This window comes from Streptomyces sp. 840.1 (assembly GCF_003751445.1).
Classification (GTDB): domain Bacteria; phylum Actinomycetota; class Actinomycetes; order Streptomycetales; family Streptomycetaceae; genus Streptomyces.
Window position 1 is genome coordinate 1,385,883 of record NZ_RJUU01000002.1, and the last position, 21,299, is coordinate 1,407,181.

The 21,299-nt window shown below is 71.3% G+C and carries 16 protein-coding genes; all 16 read left to right on the top strand.

Annotation, left to right across the window (positions count from 1 at the left end; translation table 11 throughout):
- Nucleotides 1-62 precede the first annotated feature (62 nt).
- A complete protein-coding gene (locus EDD93_RS32275) occupies nucleotides 63-3,095 on the top strand; it encodes a glycoside hydrolase family 38 C-terminal domain-containing protein (protein ID WP_123529226.1) in 3,033 nt (1,010 codons plus the stop codon).
- A gap of 330 nt (nucleotides 3,096-3,425) precedes the next feature.
- Nucleotides 3,426-4,388, top strand: coding sequence for a hydroxyacid dehydrogenase (locus tag EDD93_RS32280; protein WP_123529228.1), 963 nt, complete (start codon nucleotides 3,426-3,428; stop codon nucleotides 4,386-4,388).
- Between the two features lie 152 nt (nucleotides 4,389-4,540).
- Nucleotides 4,541-5,512, top strand: coding sequence for a sugar ABC transporter permease (locus EDD93_RS32285; RefSeq protein WP_123529230.1), 972 nt, complete (start codon nucleotides 4,541-4,543; stop codon nucleotides 5,510-5,512).
- Nucleotides 5,509-6,450: a carbohydrate ABC transporter permease gene (locus tag EDD93_RS32290; protein ID WP_123529231.1), complete on the top strand. Its 942-nt coding sequence runs from the start codon at nucleotides 5,509-5,511 to the stop codon at nucleotides 6,448-6,450. The genes EDD93_RS32285 and EDD93_RS32290 overlap by 4 nt, the downstream gene beginning before the upstream one ends.
- Nucleotides 6,451-6,462: 12 nt before the next feature.
- Nucleotides 6,463-8,091 carry a substrate-binding domain-containing protein gene (locus EDD93_RS32295; protein WP_123529233.1) on the top strand — a complete coding sequence of 543 codons (1,629 nt, stop codon included), beginning with the start codon at nucleotides 6,463-6,465 and terminating at the stop codon, nucleotides 8,089-8,091.
- Nucleotides 8,088-10,094 (top strand): DUF2264 domain-containing protein, encoded by a 2,007-nt coding sequence (locus EDD93_RS32300; RefSeq protein WP_185092584.1) that lies wholly within the window; start codon nucleotides 8,088-8,090, stop codon nucleotides 10,092-10,094. Before EDD93_RS32295 ends, EDD93_RS32300 begins: the two co-directional genes overlap by 4 nt.
- Nucleotides 10,087-13,179: a glycoside hydrolase family 38 C-terminal domain-containing protein gene (locus tag EDD93_RS32305; RefSeq protein ID WP_123529235.1), complete on the top strand. Its 3,093-nt coding sequence runs from the start codon at nucleotides 10,087-10,089 to the stop codon at nucleotides 13,177-13,179. The genes EDD93_RS32300 and EDD93_RS32305 overlap by 8 nt, the downstream gene beginning before the upstream one ends.
- 148 nt (nucleotides 13,180-13,327) lie before the next feature.
- Nucleotides 13,328-14,539 carry an ROK family transcriptional regulator gene (locus EDD93_RS32310; RefSeq protein WP_123529237.1) on the top strand — a complete coding sequence of 404 codons (1,212 nt, stop codon included), beginning with the start codon at nucleotides 13,328-13,330 and terminating at the stop codon, nucleotides 14,537-14,539.
- A 180-nt stretch (nucleotides 14,540-14,719) separates the two neighbouring features.
- Entirely contained in the window at nucleotides 14,720-15,544 is an 825-nt protein-coding gene (locus tag EDD93_RS32315) for an aldo/keto reductase (RefSeq protein WP_123529239.1), read from the top strand.
- Between the two features lie 57 nt (nucleotides 15,545-15,601).
- The gene (locus EDD93_RS32320) at nucleotides 15,602-16,621 is read left to right on the top strand and encodes an aldo/keto reductase (protein WP_123529241.1); all 1,020 of its coding nucleotides are present in this window, start codon (nucleotides 15,602-15,604) and stop codon (nucleotides 16,619-16,621) included.
- Nucleotides 16,618-17,031 carry an SRPBCC family protein gene (locus EDD93_RS32325; RefSeq protein ID WP_123529243.1) on the top strand — a complete coding sequence of 138 codons (414 nt, stop codon included), beginning with the start codon at nucleotides 16,618-16,620 and terminating at the stop codon, nucleotides 17,029-17,031. Before EDD93_RS32320 ends, EDD93_RS32325 begins: the two co-directional genes overlap by 4 nt.
- Before the next feature lie 95 nt (nucleotides 17,032-17,126).
- Complete coding sequence (locus tag EDD93_RS32330; protein ID WP_260256021.1) at nucleotides 17,127-17,759, top strand: HAD-IA family hydrolase; 633 nt, start codon at nucleotides 17,127-17,129, stop codon at nucleotides 17,757-17,759.
- Between the two features lie 76 nt (nucleotides 17,760-17,835).
- Nucleotides 17,836-18,276 (top strand): MarR family winged helix-turn-helix transcriptional regulator, encoded by a 441-nt coding sequence (locus tag EDD93_RS32335; RefSeq protein ID WP_123529245.1) that lies wholly within the window; start codon nucleotides 17,836-17,838, stop codon nucleotides 18,274-18,276.
- A 29-nt stretch (nucleotides 18,277-18,305) separates the two neighbouring features.
- Nucleotides 18,306-20,150 carry an MFS transporter gene (locus tag EDD93_RS32340; RefSeq protein ID WP_123529247.1) on the top strand — a complete coding sequence of 615 codons (1,845 nt, stop codon included), beginning with the start codon at nucleotides 18,306-18,308 and terminating at the stop codon, nucleotides 20,148-20,150.
- Nucleotides 20,147-20,728, top strand: a complete 582-nt coding sequence (locus EDD93_RS32345; protein ID WP_123529250.1) for a cysteine hydrolase family protein — start codon at nucleotides 20,147-20,149, stop codon at nucleotides 20,726-20,728. The genes EDD93_RS32340 and EDD93_RS32345 overlap by 4 nt, the downstream gene beginning before the upstream one ends.
- Nucleotides 20,725-21,297 carry a YbhB/YbcL family Raf kinase inhibitor-like protein gene (locus tag EDD93_RS32350; protein ID WP_123529252.1) on the top strand — a complete coding sequence of 191 codons (573 nt, stop codon included), beginning with the start codon at nucleotides 20,725-20,727 and terminating at the stop codon, nucleotides 21,295-21,297. Before EDD93_RS32345 ends, EDD93_RS32350 begins: the two co-directional genes overlap by 4 nt.
- The last annotated feature ends 2 nt before the right edge of the window (nucleotides 21,298-21,299 follow it).

Below are 21,299 nucleotides of genomic sequence, written 5' to 3' on the forward strand. Positions count from 1 at the left end.
ACCGGCGGCCGAGCGACACCGACCGCCGGATACCCCGCTCGCAGCAACAGGAGACCCCCTTCATGCACGACGACCGGAACCTGGTCGAAGCACGCCTGGACCGCGTCCTCAGGGAACGCATCCGGCCCGCCGTCCACCCCGTCACCACCCCCCTGGCCGTCGAGATCTGGTCCACGGCGGGCGAGCCCGTCCCCGTGGCCGAGGGCCTCAGGGCGCCGAGCCGTCCCATCACCCCGGGCACGGCCTGGGGCGCGCCATGGGGGACCAGCTGGTTCAGGGTCACCGGTACGGTCCCCGCCGAGTGGGCGGGCCGCACCGTCGAGGCCGTGCTCGACCTCGGCTTCACCCCGCGCACGCCGGGCTTCCAGTGCGAGGGCCTCGTCCACCTGCCGGACGGCACCCCGGTCAAGGGCCTGCACCCGCGCAACTCGTACGTCCGCGTCGGATCACCGGTGGAGGGCGGGGAGCAGGTCGACTGGCGGATCGAGGCCGCCTCCAACCCCGACCTCGACGGGAGCGGCGTGCCGTTCCAGCCGACGCCGATGGGGGAGAGGGCCACCGCCGGCGATGCGCCGCAGTACGTGCTGGGCGAGATGAACCTGGCCGTGTTCGACGAGACCGTGTGGAACCTGGTCATGGACCTGGAGGTCCTCGGTGAGCTGATGGCGGAGCTGCCGGTCGAGGGTGCCCGCCGCTGGGAGATCCTGCGGGCGGTCGGCCGGGCGCTGGACGTCGTCGACCTCCAGGACGTGAACCGTACGGCGCAGGCCGCGCGGGACGCGCTGGCGGGCGTGCTCGCCGCCCCTGCCGTTCCCGCCGCGCACCGCATCAGCGCCGTCGGCCACGCGCACATCGACTCCGCGTGGCTGTGGCCGCTGCGCGAGACGGTGCGCAAGGTCGCGCGTACGACGTCCAACATGACCGCTCTCCTGGAGGACGAGCCCGACTTCGTCTTCGCGATGTCGCAGGCCCAGCAGTTCGCCTGGATCAAGGAACACCGACCGCAGGTGTACGCGAAGGTCAAGAAAGCCGTCGCGGACGGCCGGTTCGTCCCCACCGGCGGCATGTGGGTCGAGTCGGACACGAACATGCCGGGCTCGGAGGCGATGGCCCGTCAGTTCGTGCACGGGAAGCGGTTCTTCCTCACCGAGTTCGGCATCGAGAACGACGAGGCGTGGCTGCCGGACACCTTCGGCTTCGCGGCGGGACTGCCGCAGATCATCAGGGCGGCCGGTTCCAAGTGGCTGCTGACGCAGAAGATCTCCTGGAGCAGGACCAATTCGTTCCCGCACCACACCTTCCAGTGGGAGGGCATCGACGGCAGCCGGATCTTCACCCACTTCCCGCCCGTCGACTCGTACAACTGCGAAATGAACGGCCGTCAGATCGCCCACGCGGCAAGTAATTTCAAGGAGAAGGGGGTCGCCTCCCGGTCGCTCGCGCCGACCGGTTTCGGTGACGGGGGCGGCGGCACCACCCGTGAGATGGTCGCCAAGGCGGCCCGGCTGCGCAGCCTCGAAGGATCGGCGACCGTGGAGTGGGAGACCCCCGCCGAATTCTTCACCCAGGCCGAAGCCGAGTATCCCGACCCGCCCGTCTGGGTCGGAGAGCTCTACCTCGAACTGCACCGCGCCACCCTCACCAGCCAGGCACAGACGAAGCGCGGCAACCGGCGCAGCGAATCCCTGCTGACGGAGGCCGAGCTGTGGGCGACGACGGCAGCGGTGCGGACCGCGTTCCCCTACCCGTACGAGGAGCTGGACCGGATCTGGAAGACGGTGCTGCTGCACCAGTTCCACGACATCCTGCCCGGATCGTCGATCGCCTGGGTGCACCGCGAGGCGCGCGAGACCTACGCACGGATCGCCGCGGAGCTGGAGGACATCATCGACTCCGCGCAGCGCGCGCTCGCCGGTGACGCGTCCGGGGGCACCGATCTGTCCTTCAACTCGGCTCCGCACAGCCGTGGTTCGGTTCCCGCAGGTGGTGCGTCGGCCACGTCCGGTCATGGTGAATCGGTGGTCCCCGTACCGCGCGACGGCGGTGGGTACGTCCTGGACAACGGGATGCTGCGGATCGAGATCGACGGACGCGGCCTCGTCGTCTCCGCGTACGACCACGGCGCGGACCGCGAGGCCATCGCGCCGGGGCAGGCGGCCAACCTCCTTCAGCTCCATCCCGACTTCCCCAACCAGTGGGACGCCTGGGACGTCGACGCCTTCTACCGGAACGTCGGCAGTGACCTCACCGAGGTCACCGAACTGGGCGTCGACGGCACGGCGGTGCGCGTCGAGCGCGCCTTCGGTGACTCCCGTGTCATCCAGCTCCTGACGGTCCCGGCCCGCGCCAAGCGGCTCGACATCGCCACCGAGGTGGACTGGCACGAGACGGAACGCTTCCTGAAACTGGCCTTCGCGCTGGACGTGAAGGCCGACCGGTACGCCTCCGAGACCCAGTTCGGCCATGTGTACCGGCCCACCCACCAGAACACGAGCTGGGAGTGGGCCAAGTTCGAGGCGTGCAACCACCGTTTCGTGCATGTCGACGAACCGGGCTGGGGGGTCGCGATCGTGAACGACGCCACGTACGGCCACGACGTGACCCGTGCCGTGCGTACCGGGCCCGACGCCGGTACGACCACGACCGTGCGGGCCTCGCTGCTGCGTGCCCCGCGCTACCCCGACCCGGAGACCGACCAGGGCCTCCACCGGTTCCACCATGCGCTGGTGCCGGGCGCGGCGATCGGTGACGCGGTCCGCGAGGGGCACCGGGCGAACCTGCCGGAGCGCCGGGTCACCGGCACCGCGACCGACGTCCCGCCACTGGTGACGGTGGACAACGACGCCATCGTGGTCAGCGCGGTGAAACTGGCCGACGACCGCAGCGGTGAGCTGGTCGTACGCCTGTATGAAGCGCACGGTGGACGGGCCCGCGGCACCGTGCGCGTCGACGGCTTCGCCACCACGAGGGCGGTGCCGGCCGACCTCCTGGAGCGTCCGCTGGCGGACGCCGAACGGCCGGTGGAGGACGCCGGTGGCGTGGAACTCGCGCTGCGGCCTTTCCAACTGGTCACCCTGCGCGTGCCGCGCACCTGACGGCGTGCCGCCCGGGACGGCGGCACCCGCACCGGGAGGGCCGGTGGCGCGCAACCGGCCCGCCGCCCTCCCGGACCGGACGGTCAGCACGTACCGGAAGTGGATCGACCCGGCAGAGGACCGAAAGAGGACCCGCTCATGACAGCCCGAGCCGCACACCCCGAACCACCGGAGCCACCCGAACCACCGAAGCCCCCCAAGCCGCAGCAGCCCCTCGATCCGCAGCAGCCACAGAAGTCGCGCACGTCGCATCAGCCACTACAGCCACAGCAGCCACCGGGACGGCCCGAGCCGCCCACCCCGTCCGAACGGCCGGAAGCGGTGTGCGTCATGGACCCCGCAGTGGCCGATTCCGTACTCCCCGCCGATCTGCGCGCACGCCTCTGCGAGCTCGTCCGCCTCGCCCCGCCCTCCACCTCCGACGGACGCGATCCGGGGGCCGCACTGGGCGACGCGGAGATCCTGATCAGCGGCTGGGGCTGCCCCCGGCTGACCGCCGATGTCCTCGCGCGGGCGCCCCGGCTGCGCGTCGTCATCCATGCCGCGGGCACCGTCAAGTCCCTGGTCAGCGAGGCAGTGTGGGAGCGCGGCATCGTGGTGTCGTCGGCAGCCGACGCCAACGCGGGGCCCGTCGCCTCGTACACCGTCGCCCTCATCGCACTCGCGGCCCGCCGGACCCTGACGATGGCCGCCGGATACCCCCGTGTATGGCCCGCCACCGCCGACCGCTCAGGCGCCGACGGGATGACCGTGGGCATCGTCGGCGCCTCGCGCATCGGCCGGCGGGTGGTGGCCGAACTGGCCGGCTCCGGTGCGGGGTACGAGATCCTGCTGTACGACCCGTACATCACGGACGACGAGGCGCGCCGGCTCGGCGCGCGGCGGGCAGGGCTCGCCGAACTGTGCCGCCTGTCCCGGGTGGTGAGCGTGCACGCTCCGCTGCTGCCGGAGACGACGGGACTGCTCGACGCCGCCATGCTCGCTCTGCTGCCCGACGGGGGCGCTCTGATCAACACCGCCAGGGGGCCCGTCGTCGACACCGAAGCCCTCACCCGGGAGTGCGCGACCGGCCGCATCGAGGCCTACCTCGACGTGACCGATCCCGAACCGCTGCCGCCGGACCACCCGCTGGCGGCCCTGCCCAACGTGCTGCTCACTCCGCACATCGCCGGCGCACAGGGCAGCGAGGTCCGACGGCTCGGACAGTACGCGGTCGAGGAGACCGAGCGCTGGGTGGCGGGGAGGCCACTGCTCGGCGAGGTCACCCGCGAGGCGCTCCCGCGTCTGGCCTGACCGCCCCGCGCGCCCGCCTCCCAGCCCCCACGGACGTCACATCAGTGATCGCAGCACCCCACGGACGTCACATCGCTGATCGCACCACCCCGCACTGCCGGCCCCGGGAGGCGGCCGACGACGCCCGACTCTCGGTGAAAGGGCTTGATGTCATGACAACGCTTGATCAGCCGGCCGCCCGCGCGGCCGAGGAGGACAGGCCGCCGGGGAGTCAGCGGCCGCGGCGCCCGCGCCCCCGACGCGACATGACCCTGTTCTGGTTCCTGGTCCCGGGCATCGTCGTCCTGCTGCTGTTCCACTACATACCGCTGCTGGGCAACGTCATCGCGTTCCAGGACTACCAGCCCTACATCGGCATCCTGCACAGCCCGTGGAACGGACTGAAGAACTTCGAGGTCCTCTTCAACGGCGACGAGCAGTTCGTCCGAGCGCTCGTCAACACGCTCGAACTGACCCTGATCCAGGTAGTTTTCGTCTTCCCCGTGCCGATCCTGCTGGCCCTGGCGCTGAACAGCCTGGTGAGCGAACGGGTCAAGAAGTGGGTGCAGAACGTCCTGTACCTGCCGCACTTCCTGTCCTGGGTGGTCGTGGTCGCCCTCTTCCAGCAGTTGCTGGGCAACGGCGGCATGCTCAACCTGTTCCTGCAGGCGCACGACATGGGCACCTGGAACATCATCGGGAACCCCGAGCTGTTCAAGACCCTGCTCACCTCCCAGGTCATCTGGAAGGACACCGGCTGGGGCACGATCCTGTTCCTGGCCGCGCTCTCCCGCGTGGACAACGACCTCTACGAGGCGGCGGCCATGGACGGCGCGAGCCGGCTGCGGCAGACCTGGCACGTCACCCTGCCCGCGTTGCGCGGACTGGTGATCCTGCTGCTCATCCTCCGCCTCGGTGACGCCCTGTCCGTCGGCTTCGAACAGATCCTGCTGCAGCAGTCGGGCGTCGGGCTGGAGAACAGCGAGGTCCTCGACACCTACGTCTACAACCACGGCCTCCTCGGCGGGGACTGGGGCGTCAGTGCCGCCGTCGGCCTCGTCAAAGGAGTCATCGGAGTCGCGCTCGTCCTGGGCGCCAACAAGATCGCCCACCTGTTCGGCGAGGAAGGAGTGTACAAGTCATGACAACGCTGTCACCCGCGCACCCGGTGCGCCGCAGGCCCCGAAGGTCCTACAGCGCCATCCCCGGGGAAACACCCGGATCCCCGCCGTGGCGCGCCCTCAAGTCACTGATCCTGCTGATCTGCGTGGTGCTGGTCCTGCTGCCGTTCCTCGCGATCATCTCGACCTCGCTCGCCGACACGGCCCAGGTCACCAAGGCGGGCGGCTACGTCCTGTGGCCCGACCACCCCAGCTGGTCCGCCTACTCGGCGCTCCTCTCGGGCGGCCTGGTCTCCAAGGCCATGCTGGTCAGCGTCGGAGTCACCGTGGTCGGCACCGCGCTGAGCCTGGTCTGCTCCATCATGCTGGCGTACGGACTCAGCCGGCCCGGATCCTTCGGCCACCGGCCCGTCCTCATCATGCTGCTGATGACCATGCTGTTCGCGCCGGGCGTCATCCCCAGCTACCTGATGGTCAAACAGCTGGGCCTGATCAACAGCTACTGGTCACTGATCCTGCCGACCATGATCAACGCGTTCAACGTGATCGTGCTGCGCTCCTTCTTCATGGGCATCCCCAAGGAGCTCCTGGACTCCGCGCGCATCGACGGCGCCTCCGAGATGACCATCCTCACCAGGATCGTGCTCCCGCTGTCCAAGGCCGCGGTCGCCGTCATCGGCCTGTTCTACGCGGTGACCTACTGGAACGCGTTCTTCAACGCGCTGCTCTACATCAACGACGCGTCCAAGTGGCCCATGCAGCTCGTGCTGCGTACCTACGTGGTCAACAACGCGGCGCTCAGCGGCGGTCAGGTGGACGTCGCGGCCGGGGTTCCACTGCCGCCCGCCCAGTCCCTCCAGGCGGCGATCCTCGTGCTGTCGATCGTGCCCATCGTGATCGTCTACCCCTTCCTCCAACGCCACATGAACAAGGGCGTGATGGTCGGAGCGGTGAAGGGATAAGGGACAACTGCCATGAACTCACCACTCAGCCGCCGCGGCTTCCTCGCCTCGGCCGCCGGCGTCACGGCCGGCCTGGCGCTCGCCGGCTGCGGGGACTACCGCCCCGTATCGACCAAGGCGGCCAACGCCAAGGTCCCGCTGCCCGCCTACATCCCGTACAACGGCGTCCCGACATCCATGCCGGCCACCGCCGCCGGTGTCGCGCCCGGCTACCTCAACTTCCCGGCCAAACCGGTGAAGTCGCTGCCGGGCGGCCCGCCCGCCAAGGGCCCGGCCATCGACATCATGACGCTGATCTTCAATCCTGTGCCGCCGCCGGCCACGGACAACGTCATGTGGCAGGCGCTGAACAGAAGCGTCGGCTGCGATCTCAACTTCCAGATCTCGCCGGTCACCGACTACCCGAACAAGTTCGCCGTGACCGTCGCGGGCGGTGACCTGCCCGACACCATGCTGATGCTGCCGCCGAGCCAGAACTCAGCCGCTACGCCCGGCATGCTGGACGCGCTCTTCCAGGACCTCACCGAGCACCTGTCCGGCGACAGCATCCGCGACTATCCCTACCTCGCGAACATCCCGTCCCCCTCCTGGGCGCCCTGCGTGCTCAACGGCGGCATCTACGCGATCCCCATGCCCCGCCCGCTCTCCGGCGGCCCGGTCTACACCCGCCTCGACCTGATCCGCGAGCGCGACCTCGACCCGGACCCGAAGAGCTGGCAGGAGTTCTTCCAGCTGTGCAAGGACGTCACCGACCACAAGCACAGCCAGTACGCCATGGGCGACCCCATCACCGCCTTCGACACCGTGATGCAGATGCTCGGGGGCCCCAACAAGTGGCGTGAGAAGGACGGCAGGTTCACCTGGTGGTTCGAGACCGAGGAGGCCGGGCAGACGCTCGACGCGGTCCGCCGGATGACCAGGGCCGGGGTGATGCACCCGGACGCCTACAGCGTCACCGGCAAGGTCAAGGACTGGTTCGGCACCGGACAGACCGTCCTCAACCCCGACGGGCCAGTGGCCTGGAACGACTACTACACCATGTACGCCCCGACCAAGAAGGACTTCGAGCTCGGCTACATGCTCGCGCCGGGCTGGGACGGCGGTGACGGGGTCCAATGGCAGGGCCAGTCCTACTACGGCATGCTCATCATCAAGAAGGCGCCCAAGGACCGGATCAAGCAGATCCTGCGCGCGATGAACGCGCTGGCCTCGCCGTTCGGCACCGACGGATACCTGCTGCGCAAGTACGGCGTCCCCGGCGCGGACCACACCCTCAAGGGCACCGACCCGATCCTCACCCCGAAGGGCCAGGCCGAGGTCGCCCTGCCCACCATCTTCGCCACGGACGCGCCGTTCTCGCTCTACTACCCGTCCAGGCCGGAGATCGTAAAGACGCAGTACGCGTTCCAGAAGGAAGCGGTCGAACGGCTCGTCGCCAACCCCACCGAGGACCTCTACTCGCCGACCAACGCCAAGGTGTCCGCGCTGCTCCAGAAGACGCTGGACGACACCCGCAAGGGCATCATGCAGGGCCGCGTCCCCCTCAAGGAGTGGGACGAGGCGATGCGGAACTGGCGCAAGCAGGCCGGCGACCGGATCCGCGCCGAGTACGAACAGGCATGGGAGAGCCGCCAGTCATGAACCGCACCCCCACCGAGGACCGTGCCCACTGGGAGCGGACAGCGGACCGGATGCTGCTCGCGGTCCGGCCGTACGCCACCGACCAGCACGCCCTGATCCACCTGCCCGGCGTCCCAAGCCACAACGGCGCGCACAGCGACGGACTCGAGGGCTTCGCCCGCACCTTCCTGCTGGCCGGGTTCCGGCTGGCGGGAGCGGGCGGAGCCGATCCGCACGACCTCGCCGGCTGGTACGCCGCAGGCCTGTCCACCGGCACCGACCCCGCGAGCCCGGAGCGCTGGCCGACCTTCGCCGAACGCGGCCAGGCGAAGGTCGAGGCGGCGTCGATCGTGATCGCGCTGCACGAGACCCGGCCGTGGATCTGGGACCGCCTCGGGGACCGGGTCAGACAGCGCGTCCTGGAGTGGCTGGCGCCCATGGTCGGTGACCCGATGCCGGGCAACAACTGGATCTGGTTCCAGGGCGTCACCGAGGCGTTCGCCCGCACGGCCGGCGGGCAGTGGCGCCAGCAGGACCTCGACCGCGTCATCGCCCTCACCGACGGCTGGTACGCCGGGGACGGCTGGTACTCGGACGGGCTCACCGGCGCCGCCCACCGCAACTTCGACCACTACAACGGCTGGGCCATGCACCTGTACCCGCTGTGGTTCTGCCGCATCCTCGGCGACGCGGCGCCCGACGGGCTCCTCGACCGCTACCGGGCCAGGCTGCGCCGCTTCCTGGCGGACCAGCGCCTGCTGACCGGTGCCAACGGCTCGCCGCTCGTCCAGGGCCGCTCCCTCACCTACCGGCACGCCGCGCTCGCCCCGCTGTGGACCGGCGCCCTGTTCGACGCCACACCGCTGGCACCGGGGGAGACCCGGGCGCTCGCGAGCCGGACGCTGGACCACTTCACCGGTCACGGCGCCACCGACGAGCGGGGCCTGCTGACGCTCGGCTGGCACCGGCCCTTCCGGGGCATCCTGCAGGGGTACTCGGGCCCCGCGTCCCCCTACTGGGCGAGCAAGGGGTTCATCGGCCTCGCCCTGCCGCCCGGCCACCCCGTGTGGACCGAGGAGGCGACCGCGCTGCCCGTCGAACGGGGTGACTTCACACGCACCCTGACCGCGCCCGGCTGGCTCGTCTCGGGCACCGCCGCCGACGGTGTCGTCCGGGTCGTCAACCACGGCGGTGACCACGCGGACCCGGCCCGCCCGCATGCCGACGACCCCGCCTACGCCCGCTTCGCCTACTCGACGCACACCGCCCCGGAGACCCCCGGCGACCCCACGGTGCCCGGCGGCAGCGCGGACGCCGACCCGCTCGACAACGCGGTCGTCCTGCTGGACGCGGCCGGACGCGCCTCGCACCGGCGCCCCGCCACCCGCATCTCGGTCGAGGGCGCCACGGCCGTCTCCCGCTCCCGCGCCCACTGGCCCGAGGACGCCACCTGGGACGTCTTCGGCGGACCCGACACCCCCTACGTCCTGGGCCCCTGGATCACCACGGGGTCGGCCCTGCGGGGCTCCGTCGAGGTGCGCGCCGTACGCGTCGACGGCTGCGCCGGGGACCGCGCGCGAGGGGGCGGCGAGGCGGCCGGGCACCGGCTGCGGGTCGGCGGCTGGGCGCTGGCCGTCGATCGCCGCTCCGCCGCCGGTTCCGCGACCGCGCGGGGAGCCGGGGCCCGGGTCGAGGGAGCCGGGGGGCTGGTCTCCGTCGTCATCGGGACGCACGGGCTGCCCCGCGCGGCAACGGTGGCCGGGTCCGGCAGCAACGCCCTCGGCGCCTCCTCCGCCACCCCGGTCGTGGCCACCGAGGGACCCGTCGCCCACGGCACGATCCACGTCGCCCTCATCCACCTGGGCGGCGAGGGACCTGGCGCCCTGCCCCAGGTGGCCACCCGCGCCGAGGGCGAGACCCTGCTCGCCGACGTGACCTGGCCCGACGGCGCGCACGACACCATCCGGCTGCCGGCCCCCGACGACTCCGCGTACGCCCCCTGGAAGGACCAGTTCCGTGCATGACGACCGCCGGATCATCGAGGACCGGATCCGCAAGCTGCTCGACCGGGTCGTCCGGCCCGCCGTCTACAGCGCCGTACACCCCCTCGCCCTGAGCGCCTGGCGCGTCGAGGGCGAACCCGTCCCCGTCACCGAGGCGCTGAGCGCCGACTACGAGCCCTTCACGCTCGGCGACGCCTGGGGCAGCCCCTGGCAGACGACCTGGATGCGGGCCCGCACCGAGATTCCCGAGGGCTGGTCCGGGCGTCGCGTGGAGGCCGTCTTCGACCTCGGCTTCGACCTGTCCAAGGGGCCCGGCGGCCAGGCCGAGGGCCTGGTCCACGACGACCGGGGCGCGCCGCTCCAGGGCCTGCACCCGTACAACCGCAGCGTGCTCCTCGACGGATCGGCCACCGCGGGCGCCACCGTCGATCTGCTGATCGAGCTGGCCGCCAACCCGCCGATCGTCGGCAGCGCCGGCCTGCACCTGCACCACGGCTCCCTGGAGACCGCAGGGGACGCGCCCCTCTACCGCCTCAGGCAGGCCGAGATCGCGGTGCGCGAGGAAGACGTGTGGCACCTCGTCCACGACATCGAGGTGCTCGACGAGCTGATGCACGAGCTGCCGCTCAGCTCCACCCGGCGCCACGAGATCCGCTACGCGCTGCGCCGCGCCGCCGACGCCGTCGACCCGGCCGATGTCGCCGCGACGGCCGCGCGCGCCAGGGCACTCCTGGCCGACGTGCTGTCCCGGCCCGCGCACGCCTCCGCGCACACCCTCTCCGCCGTCGGACACGCGCACATCGACTCGGCCTGGCTGTGGCCGGTGCGCGAGACCGTGCGCAAATGCGCGCGGACCTTCACCAACATGACCACCCTCGCCCAGGAGTACCCCGAGCTGGTCTTCGCCTGCTCCTCCGCCCAGCAGTACGCGTGGATGAAGCAGCAGCGCCCCGACGTCTACGCCCGGATGAAGAAGGCCGCAGCCGACGGCAACTGGGTCCCGGTCGGCGGCATGTGGGTCGAGGCGGACGGCAACCTGCCCGGCGGCGAGGCGCTCGCGCGCCAACTCGTCTACGGGCGCCGATTCTTCGCCGAGGAGTTCGGCGTCGAGCAGCCCGGTATCTGGCTGCCCGACTCGTTCGGCTACACCGCCGCCTACCCCCAGCTCGCCGGACTGGCGGGCGCCGAGTGGTTCCTCACCCAGAAGCTCTCCTGGAACGAGACGAACCAGCTGCCCCACCACACCTTCGAATGGGAGGGCATCGACGGCTCGCGCATCTTCACCCACTGCCCGCCCGTCGACAGCTACAACGCCTCCCTGACGGCCAGTGAGAACGCCCATGCCGAGGGCAACTTCAACGACAAGGGCGCGGCCACCCGCTCCCTCGTCCCGTTCGGCTACGGGGACGGCGGCGGCGGGCCCAGCCGCTCGATGCTGGAGAAGGCGCGCCGCCTGCGCGACCTCGAAGGCTCACCGAAGGTCGTGGTCGAGTCGCCCGACGCCTTCTTCGAGGCGGCGCGCGCCGAACGCGAGGGCGCGCGCCTGCCCGTCTGGCGCGGCGAGTTGTACCTGGAGAACCATCGCGGCACCTACACCAGCCAGGCCCGTACCAAACGGGGCAACCGGCGCAGCGAGGCGCTGTTGCGCGAGGCCGAGCTGTGGGCGGCCACGGCCGGGGTGCGGTCCGGCGCGCCCTACCCGTACGAGCGGCTCGAATCGCTGTGGCAGCGGGTCCTGCTCAACCAGTTCCACGACATCCTGCCGGGCTCGTCCATCGCCTGGGTGCACCGGCAGGCCGAGCGGGAGTACGGCGAGATCCACGCCGAGCTGGAGGCGCTGATCGCCGACGCGGCTGCCCGGCTGCCCGGCGCACCCGCGCTGCTGAACGCCGGGCCGTACGCCCGCCGCGAGGTCGCCGTCCTCACGGGCGACCAGGGATTCGCGGGGGCGCAGCGTCTGGCGGACGGGCGTACCGCGGTCCTCGCGGAGACGGGCCCGCTGGCCTCCGGCGGCGCGGTCGACGTCCGGGAGCCCGTCACGGCACGCGCGCAGGACGGCGGGTTCGCCCTCGGCAACGGGGTGCTGAGCGTCGTCGTGGACCGGCGCGGCCTGGTCACCTCGGTGTACGACCACGAGGCGCGGCGGGAGGCGATCGCCCCCGGCAGCGCCGGCAATCTCCTGCAGCTCCACCCCGACGACCCGAACCTGTGGTCGGCGTGGAACATCGACTCGTACTACCGCGACGTCGTCCACGACCTCGACACCTGCGAGTCCGTGACCCTGGTGGACGAGGGCCCGCTCCTCGCCTCGGTGCGCGTCGAGCGCCTCCACGGCCACTCGCGGTTCGTCCAGCACATCGAACTCGCCGCCGAGAGCCGCCGGGTGACCGTACGCAACGACATCGACTGGCAGGAGCGCGACACGGTACTGAAGGCGGCCTGGCCGCTCGACGTGCACGCGGAACGCGAGAGCGCGGAGATCCAGTTCGGCCATGTGCAGCGGCCCACCCACGAGAACACCAGCTGGGACGCGGCCCGCTTCGAACTCTGGGCGCACCGCTGGGTGCACGTGGGCGAACGGCACTGGGGCGCCGCACTGCTGACCGACTCCACCTACGGTCACGACGTGCGCCGCGACACCCGCGAGGACGGCGGGACCACCACGACGCTGCGGCTCTCCCTGCTGCGCTCCCCGCACAGCCCCGATCCGCGGGCCGACCGGGGAGCCCATGGCTTCAGCTACGCGCTGCTCGCCGGCGCCGGGATCGAGGAGGCCGTCGCGGGCGGCTACGCGATGAACCTGCCGCTGCGGGCGGCCGCGGCCGAGGCGGCCGCCCTGGTCACGCTCGACACCACCGATGTGGTGGTGGAGTCGGTCAAGCTCGCCGACGACCGGAGCGGTGACGTCGTGGTCCGGCTGTACGAGGCGTGCGGGGGAGCGGTCGGGGCGCGCCTGAGCGCCGGGTTCCCGCTCGCCGGGGCGCAGGACTGCGACCTGCTGGAGCGCCCGACGCGCGAACTGACCCCGGACGGCGGGTCCGTCGACCTGAGGCTGCGGCCCTTCCAGATCCGCACGGTACGTCTGCGTCCGGGCGCGCGGGGGTGAAGTCGGCGCGGACGAGAGGGAGTTGCGCCGTGGGCATGCGCTCCGGCGCACTGTCCCGCGCGCGTCGTACCATTCCATCGATTCTGTTGCCGTCGCAGGCGAGGCGGCGATCTCGCCGCCGTCGCCCGCCGAGGCTGGGAGAGGCACGTTGACGACCAGGACTGCGAGCACGGAGAAGGGCGGCATCAGGCGTGGCACCAACCTGCCGAGGATGGGGGACTTCAACGAGTCCGTGATCCTCGACGCCATCCGCCGGCACCGCGGCGGCCTGAGCCGGGTGGAACTCGCGCAGGCCACCGGGCTGTCCGCGCAGACGGTCTCGAACATCACCCGGCGCCTGCTCGACCGGGGCGTCGCCCGCGAGTCGGGCAAACACAACACCGGCAGCGGGAAGCCCCGCACCCTGCTGGAGATCGTGCCCACCTCGCGATACGCGGTGGGGGTCCATCTCGACCCCGCCGTGATCACCTGTGTCCTGGTGGACCTGCTCGGCAAGGTGGTGGCCCAGCGCAGCCGGCGCACCCCCAGCGGGGGCGACACGGACGGTACCGTCGCGGACATGGCCGCGTCCGTGTCCGGGATCGTGGCGGAGTCCGGGATCGACCACGGACGGATCCTCGGCCTCGGCATCGCCGCGCCGGGCCCCATCGACGTCACCGCCGGATGGGTGGTCGAGCCGCCCGAGCTGCACGGCTGGGGCCGCTATCCGCTGCGCGACCGGCTCAGCGAGGCGACCGGCTTCCCGGCCCTGCTCGACAAGGACGTCACGGCCGCCGTCGTCGCCGAGCGCTGGGCGGGGGCCGTCACCGACAGCCGCAACCTGCTCTTCTTCTACCTCGGCACCGGGTCCGGCATGGGGCTCGTGGTGGACGACACCGTGCTGCGCGGGGTCTCCGGGAACGCGGGCGAGGTGGGCGGGCTCGGCGCCGCCTGCTCCACGCGGACCCTGGTCGACGAGGCCATCGCCCTCGGCGTCCTCGGTGGCGAGTACACCGTGCTCGACCCGGCCGACGCCCAGAGCGGCCTGGAGCGCCTGGGCCGGCTCGCCGCGGAGGGGGACGCCCAGGCGGACGGCATCATCGAGCGGCTGGGGCTGCGCGTGGGCCGGGGGGTGTGCGCGGCGGCGACGCTCCTGGACGTCGACAGCATCGTGTTCGGCGGGCCGGCCTGGCACGTGCTGGGTGGGCGCCTCCTGGCCACGATCGAGCCGATGGTGGCCAGGTCCCCGTTCGTCAGGGCGGCCCATGCCACAACCGTCGCCTCCACCGTCCTGGGCGAGAACGTCGCGGCGGTCGGGGCCGCCTCCCTCGTCCTCGACCAGGCGCTTTCCGCCCAGCCGAGGTCGTTGCTGCTGGGCTGAGGAGACCACGGGGTCCGGGGAGGCGGCAGGAGTCCGGGGGAGTCCACGCGGGACGGGGAGGCCGTCCGGGATGAGGCGCACGCCGCTATGGTGCGCTTGCAATAGCCCGCGCATGCAATTATTGTTGTCGCTTGTAAGGCGCTGATGCATGCGCGTCCCCCCGGAAAGAACGAGAACATCATGAGCTCCATTCCGACCATCACCCTGAACAACGGCGTCACCATGCCGCAGCTCGGCTTCGGCGTCTTCCAGGTCCCCGACGACGAGACCACCGCCGCGGTCGGCGCGGCCCTCGCCGCCGGGTACCGCAGCATCGACACCGCCGCGGTCTACGGCAACGAGCGCGGCGTAGGCCGGGCGCTCGCCGACTCCGCCGTCCCCCGCGACGAGCTGTTCATCACCACCAAGCTGTGGAACGCCGACCAGGGCTACGACTCCGCGCTGGCCGCCTTCGACGCCTCCCTGGACAAGCTCGGGCTCGACCACGTCGACCTCTACCTGATCCACTGGCCGACCCCGGCCCGCGACCTCTACCCCGACACCTGGCGCGCCCTGGAGAAGCTCCTCGCGGACGGCCGCACCCGTGCCATCGGCGTCTCCAACTTCCAGCCCGCCCACCTGGAGCGCCTCCTGCGGAGCGCCTCCGTCGTCCCGGCCGTCAACCAGATCGAGCTGCACCCGGGTCTCCAGCAGCGGGAACTGCGCGCATTCCACGCCCGCCACGGCATCGCCACCGAGGCCTGGAGCCCGCTGGCCCAGGGTGCCGTCCTGAGCGACGAGGCGATCGTCTCGCTCGCCGCGAAGCACAGCAGGAGCCCGGCCCAGATCGTCCTGCGCTGGCACCTGCAGACCGGCAACGTGGTCATCCCCAAGTCGGTGACCGAGACCCGCATCCGCGAGAACCTCGACGTCTTCGGCTTCCGGCTGAGCGATGAGGACATCGAGGCCCTCACGGCCCTGGACCGAGCCCTGCGCACCGGCCCGGACCCCGACACCCTCAACTGACCCTCCCGGCCGCCACCGCACCCCCCCCCACACGCACAAGAACGAGGCACCACCACCATGAGCATCCGTTCCCTGCTGCCCGGCCGCATCGGCTTCGGCACCGCCCCCCTCGGCAACATGTTCCGCGCTATCCCCGACGACGAGGCCGCCGCCACCGTGCAGGCCGCCTGGGACCAGGGCATCCGCTACTTCGACACCGCCCCGCTGTACGGAGCCGGCCTCGCCGAGATCCGCCTCGGTGACGTCCTCGCCGACAAGCCCCGCGCCCAGTACGTCCTGTCCACCAAGGTCGGCCGCGTCATCCTCGACGAGGTCGAGGACCCCGCGAGCCGCCGGCTCGGTGAAAAGGGAGCCCTTTTCGAGCACGGGCGGCCCAACAGGATCGTCAACGACTACAGCGCCGACGCGACGCTGCGCTCCGTGGAGGACAGCCTCAAGCGCCTCAGGACGGACCGCCTCGACATCGTCTGGGTCCACGACATCGCGCAGGACTTCTACGGCGACGACTGGCTCGCCATGTACGAGAGCGCCCGCACCGGCGCGTTCCGCGCCCTGACCCGGCTGCGCGAGGAAGGCGTCATCAAGGCCTGGGGGCTCGGCGTCAACAAGGTCGAGCCGCTGGAGATGACGCTGGACCTGGACGAGCCGCGCCCCGACGCGTTCCTCCTCGCCGGCCGCTACACCCTGCTCGACCACTCACGGGCGCTGCAGCGCCTGCTGCCCGCCGCGGCCGAGCGGCACGTGGACATCGTCGTCGGCGGCCCCTACAGCTCCGGCATCCTCGCCGGCGGCAACCACTACGAGTACGCCGAGGCACCCGCCGCCGTCGTCGAGAAGGTGAGCCGCATCAAGGCGCTGGCACAGGAGCACGGCATCGGCATCAAGTCCGCCGCCCTCCAGTTCGTCCTGGCGCATCCGGCCGTCGCCGCGGCCATCCCCGGCGCGACTCGTCCCAGCCGCATAGCCGAGGACCTCGGCGCCCTCACCGAGAACGTGCCGTCCGCGTTCTGGAAGTCGCTGCGGGACCAGAAGATCATCGCCCACGACGCACCCGTACCCGTGAAGGACGCCTCATGACCTCCGCCACCGCCACCCTCACCACCCCGTGGCCCGCGGACCGGGTCTGGCAGCTCATCGGCGGCTTCGGCTCCCTGCCGGACTGGCTGCCGTACATCAAGGAGAGCCGGCTCAGTGAGGGCGCCCGGCTGCGCACACTGACGAACGAGGAGGGCGGGGTCATCGTGGAACGCCTGGAATCCTTCGACGAACAGGCCCGCACCTACGTCTACTCCATAGTCCGGGCGCCCTTCCCGGTCACGGACTACCGCTCCACGCTCGAGGTCGTCGACCTGGGCGCGGCAGGCTCCCGGGTGGAGTGGTCGGGAACCTTCACGCCGGACGGGGCCGGTGACGGCGAGGCGGCCGCCCTCTTCGAGGGCATCTACCGGGACGGACTCGCCGCACTGGACAGGACGCTCGCCGCCTGACCCGGCGGGCTCCGCCGCCCGCGCCCCGGACGCACGCGGGAGCCGGGGCCGCCCGGCCGAGCGGCCGCTCGCCGCCCCTGTGCTATCCAGGGGCGGTGACGACTTCCCTCCCCCGCACCAGGCCCTTCGACGCGGTGCTGTGCGACTTCGACAACGTGATCCGCTTCTACGACACGACGCGCCTGACGCACCTGGAACGCCTGGCGGGGCTGGCCCCGGGCACGACCATGGAGGTCGCCTTCGCGCCGGAGACGGATCTGCCGCTGCTCCTCGGTCGGATCACTCAACCGCAGTGGGTGGAGTCCATCGCGCTCGCGCTCTCCCACCTGGTCCCACGGGCGCGGGCCCACGAACTGGGCAGGGCGCTCGCCGAGGCGCCGTTCCACGCCGACGAGGCGGTGGTGGGCCTGCTCCGCCGGGTCCGAACCCGTATGCCCCTGGTCCTGGTGACCAACGCGACCCTGGAGCTGGAGAGCGATCTGCTGTCGCTCGGGCTTGCGGACTTCGCGGACCACGTCGTCAGCAGTGCCCGGGTGGGGGTGGCCAAGCCGGACCCGAAGATCTACGAGATCGCGGCCGAGCGAGCCGGTGTCGCCGAGGACCGATGCCTTTTCGTGGACGACCGGCTGGAGAACATCGAGGCCGCCGTCGCGCTCGGGATGACCGGCGTGCACTACCGGGAACCGTCGGACCTCGACGAGTTGCTCGGACCCCTCCTCGACGGCTGAGGGGCTCCAACGGCGGGCTCCTCATTCCGCTGCACCCAAAAACAAGTAAGGCTGACTGATAAGGTAGCCTTACTATATGGACGAGGATCTGGAACCCGGAAAGGTCGCCGCCTCCCTGCTGGTGGGCGTCGGCGCGCTGTTGCGGCGTGTGCGGCAGGTGCCCACCGGGGACGGGCTCACGATGCCCGAGCGGACGGCGCTGTCGCGCCTGGAGCGTTCGGGGCCCGCCACCTCCTCCGCCCTGGCCCGGGACGTGCAGATCACCGCCCAGGCGATGGGGGCGACGCTCGCCGCGCTGAGAGCCCGCGGCCTGGTCGAACGCAGCCCGGACCCGGACGACGGCAGGCGCATGGTGCTGACGGTGACCGACGCCGGACGCCGGGAGCTGAAGGAAAAGCGCAACGCGCGGACCGAACTCATCGCCCAGGCCCTCGCCGGTGGCGCGTTCACCGAGGTCGAGCTGGGGCAGCTCGCGGCGGCGGGGCCACTGCTGGACCGGCTGGCGCAGAACATCTGACACCGAAGCGACCACGAGGAGCCGGCCGGATGACGGATCTGTCCAAGACGCTTGCGCGGCCCGGCTCGGCGGGTGACCGGTACAAGTGGACGGCACTGACGAATACGACCGCCGCGGTCTTCATGTCCGCGTTGGACGGTTCCATCGTGCTGATCGCCCTGCCGGCCATCTTCCGGGGTGTGCACCTGGATCCGCTGGCCCCGGGCAACATCGCCTACCTGCTGTGGATGATCATGGGGTACCGGCTCGTCCAGGCCGTCCTGGTGGTCACGGTGGGCCGGCTGGGGGACATGTACGGCCGGGTCCGGATCTACAACTCCGGTTTCGCGGTCTTCACCCTCGCCTCGATACTGCTGTCCTTCGACCCCTTCGACGGGGGCCACGGGGCGATGTGGCTGATCGCCTGGCGCCTGGTGCAGGCCGTCGGCGGTTCGATGCTGACGGCGAACTCGGCCGCGATCCTGACCGACGCGTTTCCCGAGGAGCAGCGCGGATTCGCCCTGGGCATCAACCAAGTCGCCGCCCTGGCAGGGATGTTCATCGGTCTGGTGGCCGGGGGACTGCTGTCGGCCTGGGACTGGCGGGCGGTGTTCTGGGTGAACGTTCCGGTCGGGGTGTTCTTCACGCTGTGGGCCTACCGCACCCTGCGCGAGAGCGGAAGGCGCGGCGGCGGCCGCATCGACTGGTGGGGCAACATCACCTTCGCGGTGGGGCTCAGTGCCGTCCTGATCGCGGTCACCTTCGGCCTGCAGCCGTACGGCGGGCACACCATGGGCTGGACCAATCCGCTGGCCGACGGGCTGATCACCGGGGGAGTGATCCTCCTGGCCGCATTCGTCGTCATCGAGAACCGCGTCTGCGCCCCGATGATCGAACTGGGTCTCTTCCGCCTGCGGGCCTTCACCTTCGGCAACCTGGCCGGCCTCGCCATCTCGATCGGCCGGGGCGGGATGCAGTTCGTGCTGATCATCTGGCTGCAGGGCATCTGGCTGCCGCTGCACGGCTACGACTACGGCGACACGCCCTTGTGGGCCGGCATCTTCATGCTGCCGCTGACTGCCGGGTTCCTCGCCGCCGGCCCCGTATCCGGCTATCTGTCCGACCGGATCGGCTCCCGTGGCCTGGCCACCGGCGGCGCGCTGCTGTTCGGCGCCAGCTTCCTGGGCCTGATGTTCCTCCCGATCGACTTCAGCTACTGGATCTTCGCGGCGCTGATCACGGTGAACGGCATCGCGAGCGGCATGTTCGCCTCGCCCAACTCCTCGTCGATCATGGGCAGTGTGCCCGCGAGGCTGCGTGGCGTCGCCTCCGGCATGCGTGCCACGTTCCAGAACTCCGGTACCGCCGTCTCCATCGGCGTGTTCTTCTCCCTCATGATCGCCGGACTGGCCGGCAGTCTCCCGCACACCCTGAGCGGAGCCCTTCAGCAGCAGGGCGTGCCGGCACACATCGCCACCCAGGTCGCCGGCCTGCCCCCGGTCTCCTCGCTCTTCGCCGCCCAGCTCGGTGTCAATCCGGTCGGGCACCTGCTCCAGCCCACCGGCGCCCTCACCCATCTGACTGCCGCGCAGCAACAGGCTCTGACGGGTCGTGAGTTCTTCCCGTCCCTGATCGCCGGGCCCTTCCACTCCGGCCTGATCATCGTGTTCGCCTTCGGCGCCGCCCTGGCCCTGCTCGCCGCGATCGCCTCCTTCCTGCGGGGCAACAGCCCCGCCACCGAGCCCCCGGTGCCGCACAAGTCCGCCACCCCGCCCCACACGCCCAGCCGCGCCGCCTCCGGCCCGTACGACGGCAGGGACGGCTCGGCGGCCGAGACCGCAGCGCCGTCCGGCCCGGCGGACCGGCCCGCATCCACAGGAGAGACAACCGCATGACACTGACAACGATCGATCCCAGGCCCGCACTCGTCGTGATCGACCTGCAGATGGGCATCGTCTCCGCCCTGGCCGGCAATCCGCCCACCGCCACCGCCACAGCCACCGCCGTCGGGCAGGCGGCCCGTCTGGCCGCCGGGTTCCGGCGTCACGACCTGCCCGTGGTCCTCGTCAATGTCACCGGACGCGCGTCAGGACGTACCGATGCCGGACGCTCCGGGAGCAGCGGTGCCCTGTCGCCGGGCTGGGCCGACCTCATCGACGAACTCGATGTCCGGCCGACCGACCACCTGATCACCAAGCGGCGCCGCAGCGCGTTCCACGACACCGGTCTCGACACCCTCCTGCGGGACCTGGGCGTCACCCAGATCGTGGTCGCGGGCATCGCGACCAGCGCAGGCGTCGAGTCGACCGCACGCTCGGCCTCCGACTACGGCTACCACGTCGTCCTGGCAACCGATGCGATGAGCGACCCCGACCCCGACGCCCACCGGCACAGCATCGAACGCGTCTTTCCCAGGATCGGCGAGACCGCCACCGCCGCCGCAGTCATCGACATGGTGGAGGCGACACGATGACCCTGCTCGGCCGACTCCTCAGCAACCGCCGGGCAGGTGAGACCCATCTGGCGTGGAACCTGCCCGGTCTGCGGGGCCCCGAACTGCTCACCCTCACCAGCCGGCACTTCGCCCACGGCGAGGCCATGCCGCTGCAGCACGGTGCGAAGAACATCGGGGGCGACAACCTGTCCCCCCATCTGTCCTGGACGGCGCCGCCACCCGGAACCGCCCAACTGCTCCTGGTCGTGGAGGACATCGACGTCCCCTTGTCCAAGCCCGCCGTGCACTGCGTCGCCCTCGTGGACCCGGCGTCCGGGGAGCTCGGCCCCGGCGCCCTCGACGCCCGGCACCCGGCCGCCGGGGTGCGGGTCCTCCGCTCCACCATCGGGCGGGGCTACCACGGCCCCGGACCCATCAAGGGCCATGGACCGCACCGCTACACCTTCCAGCTGTTCGCCCTCGCGGCCACTCTGGACAGCGATCCCGGCCCGAAGGCGCCCGACCGTGCCCGGCCCCGCGCACTGCTGGCCTCCATCACGGTCCCCGTCCTCGCCCGGGGCCGGCTGACCGGCACCTACGAACGCTGATT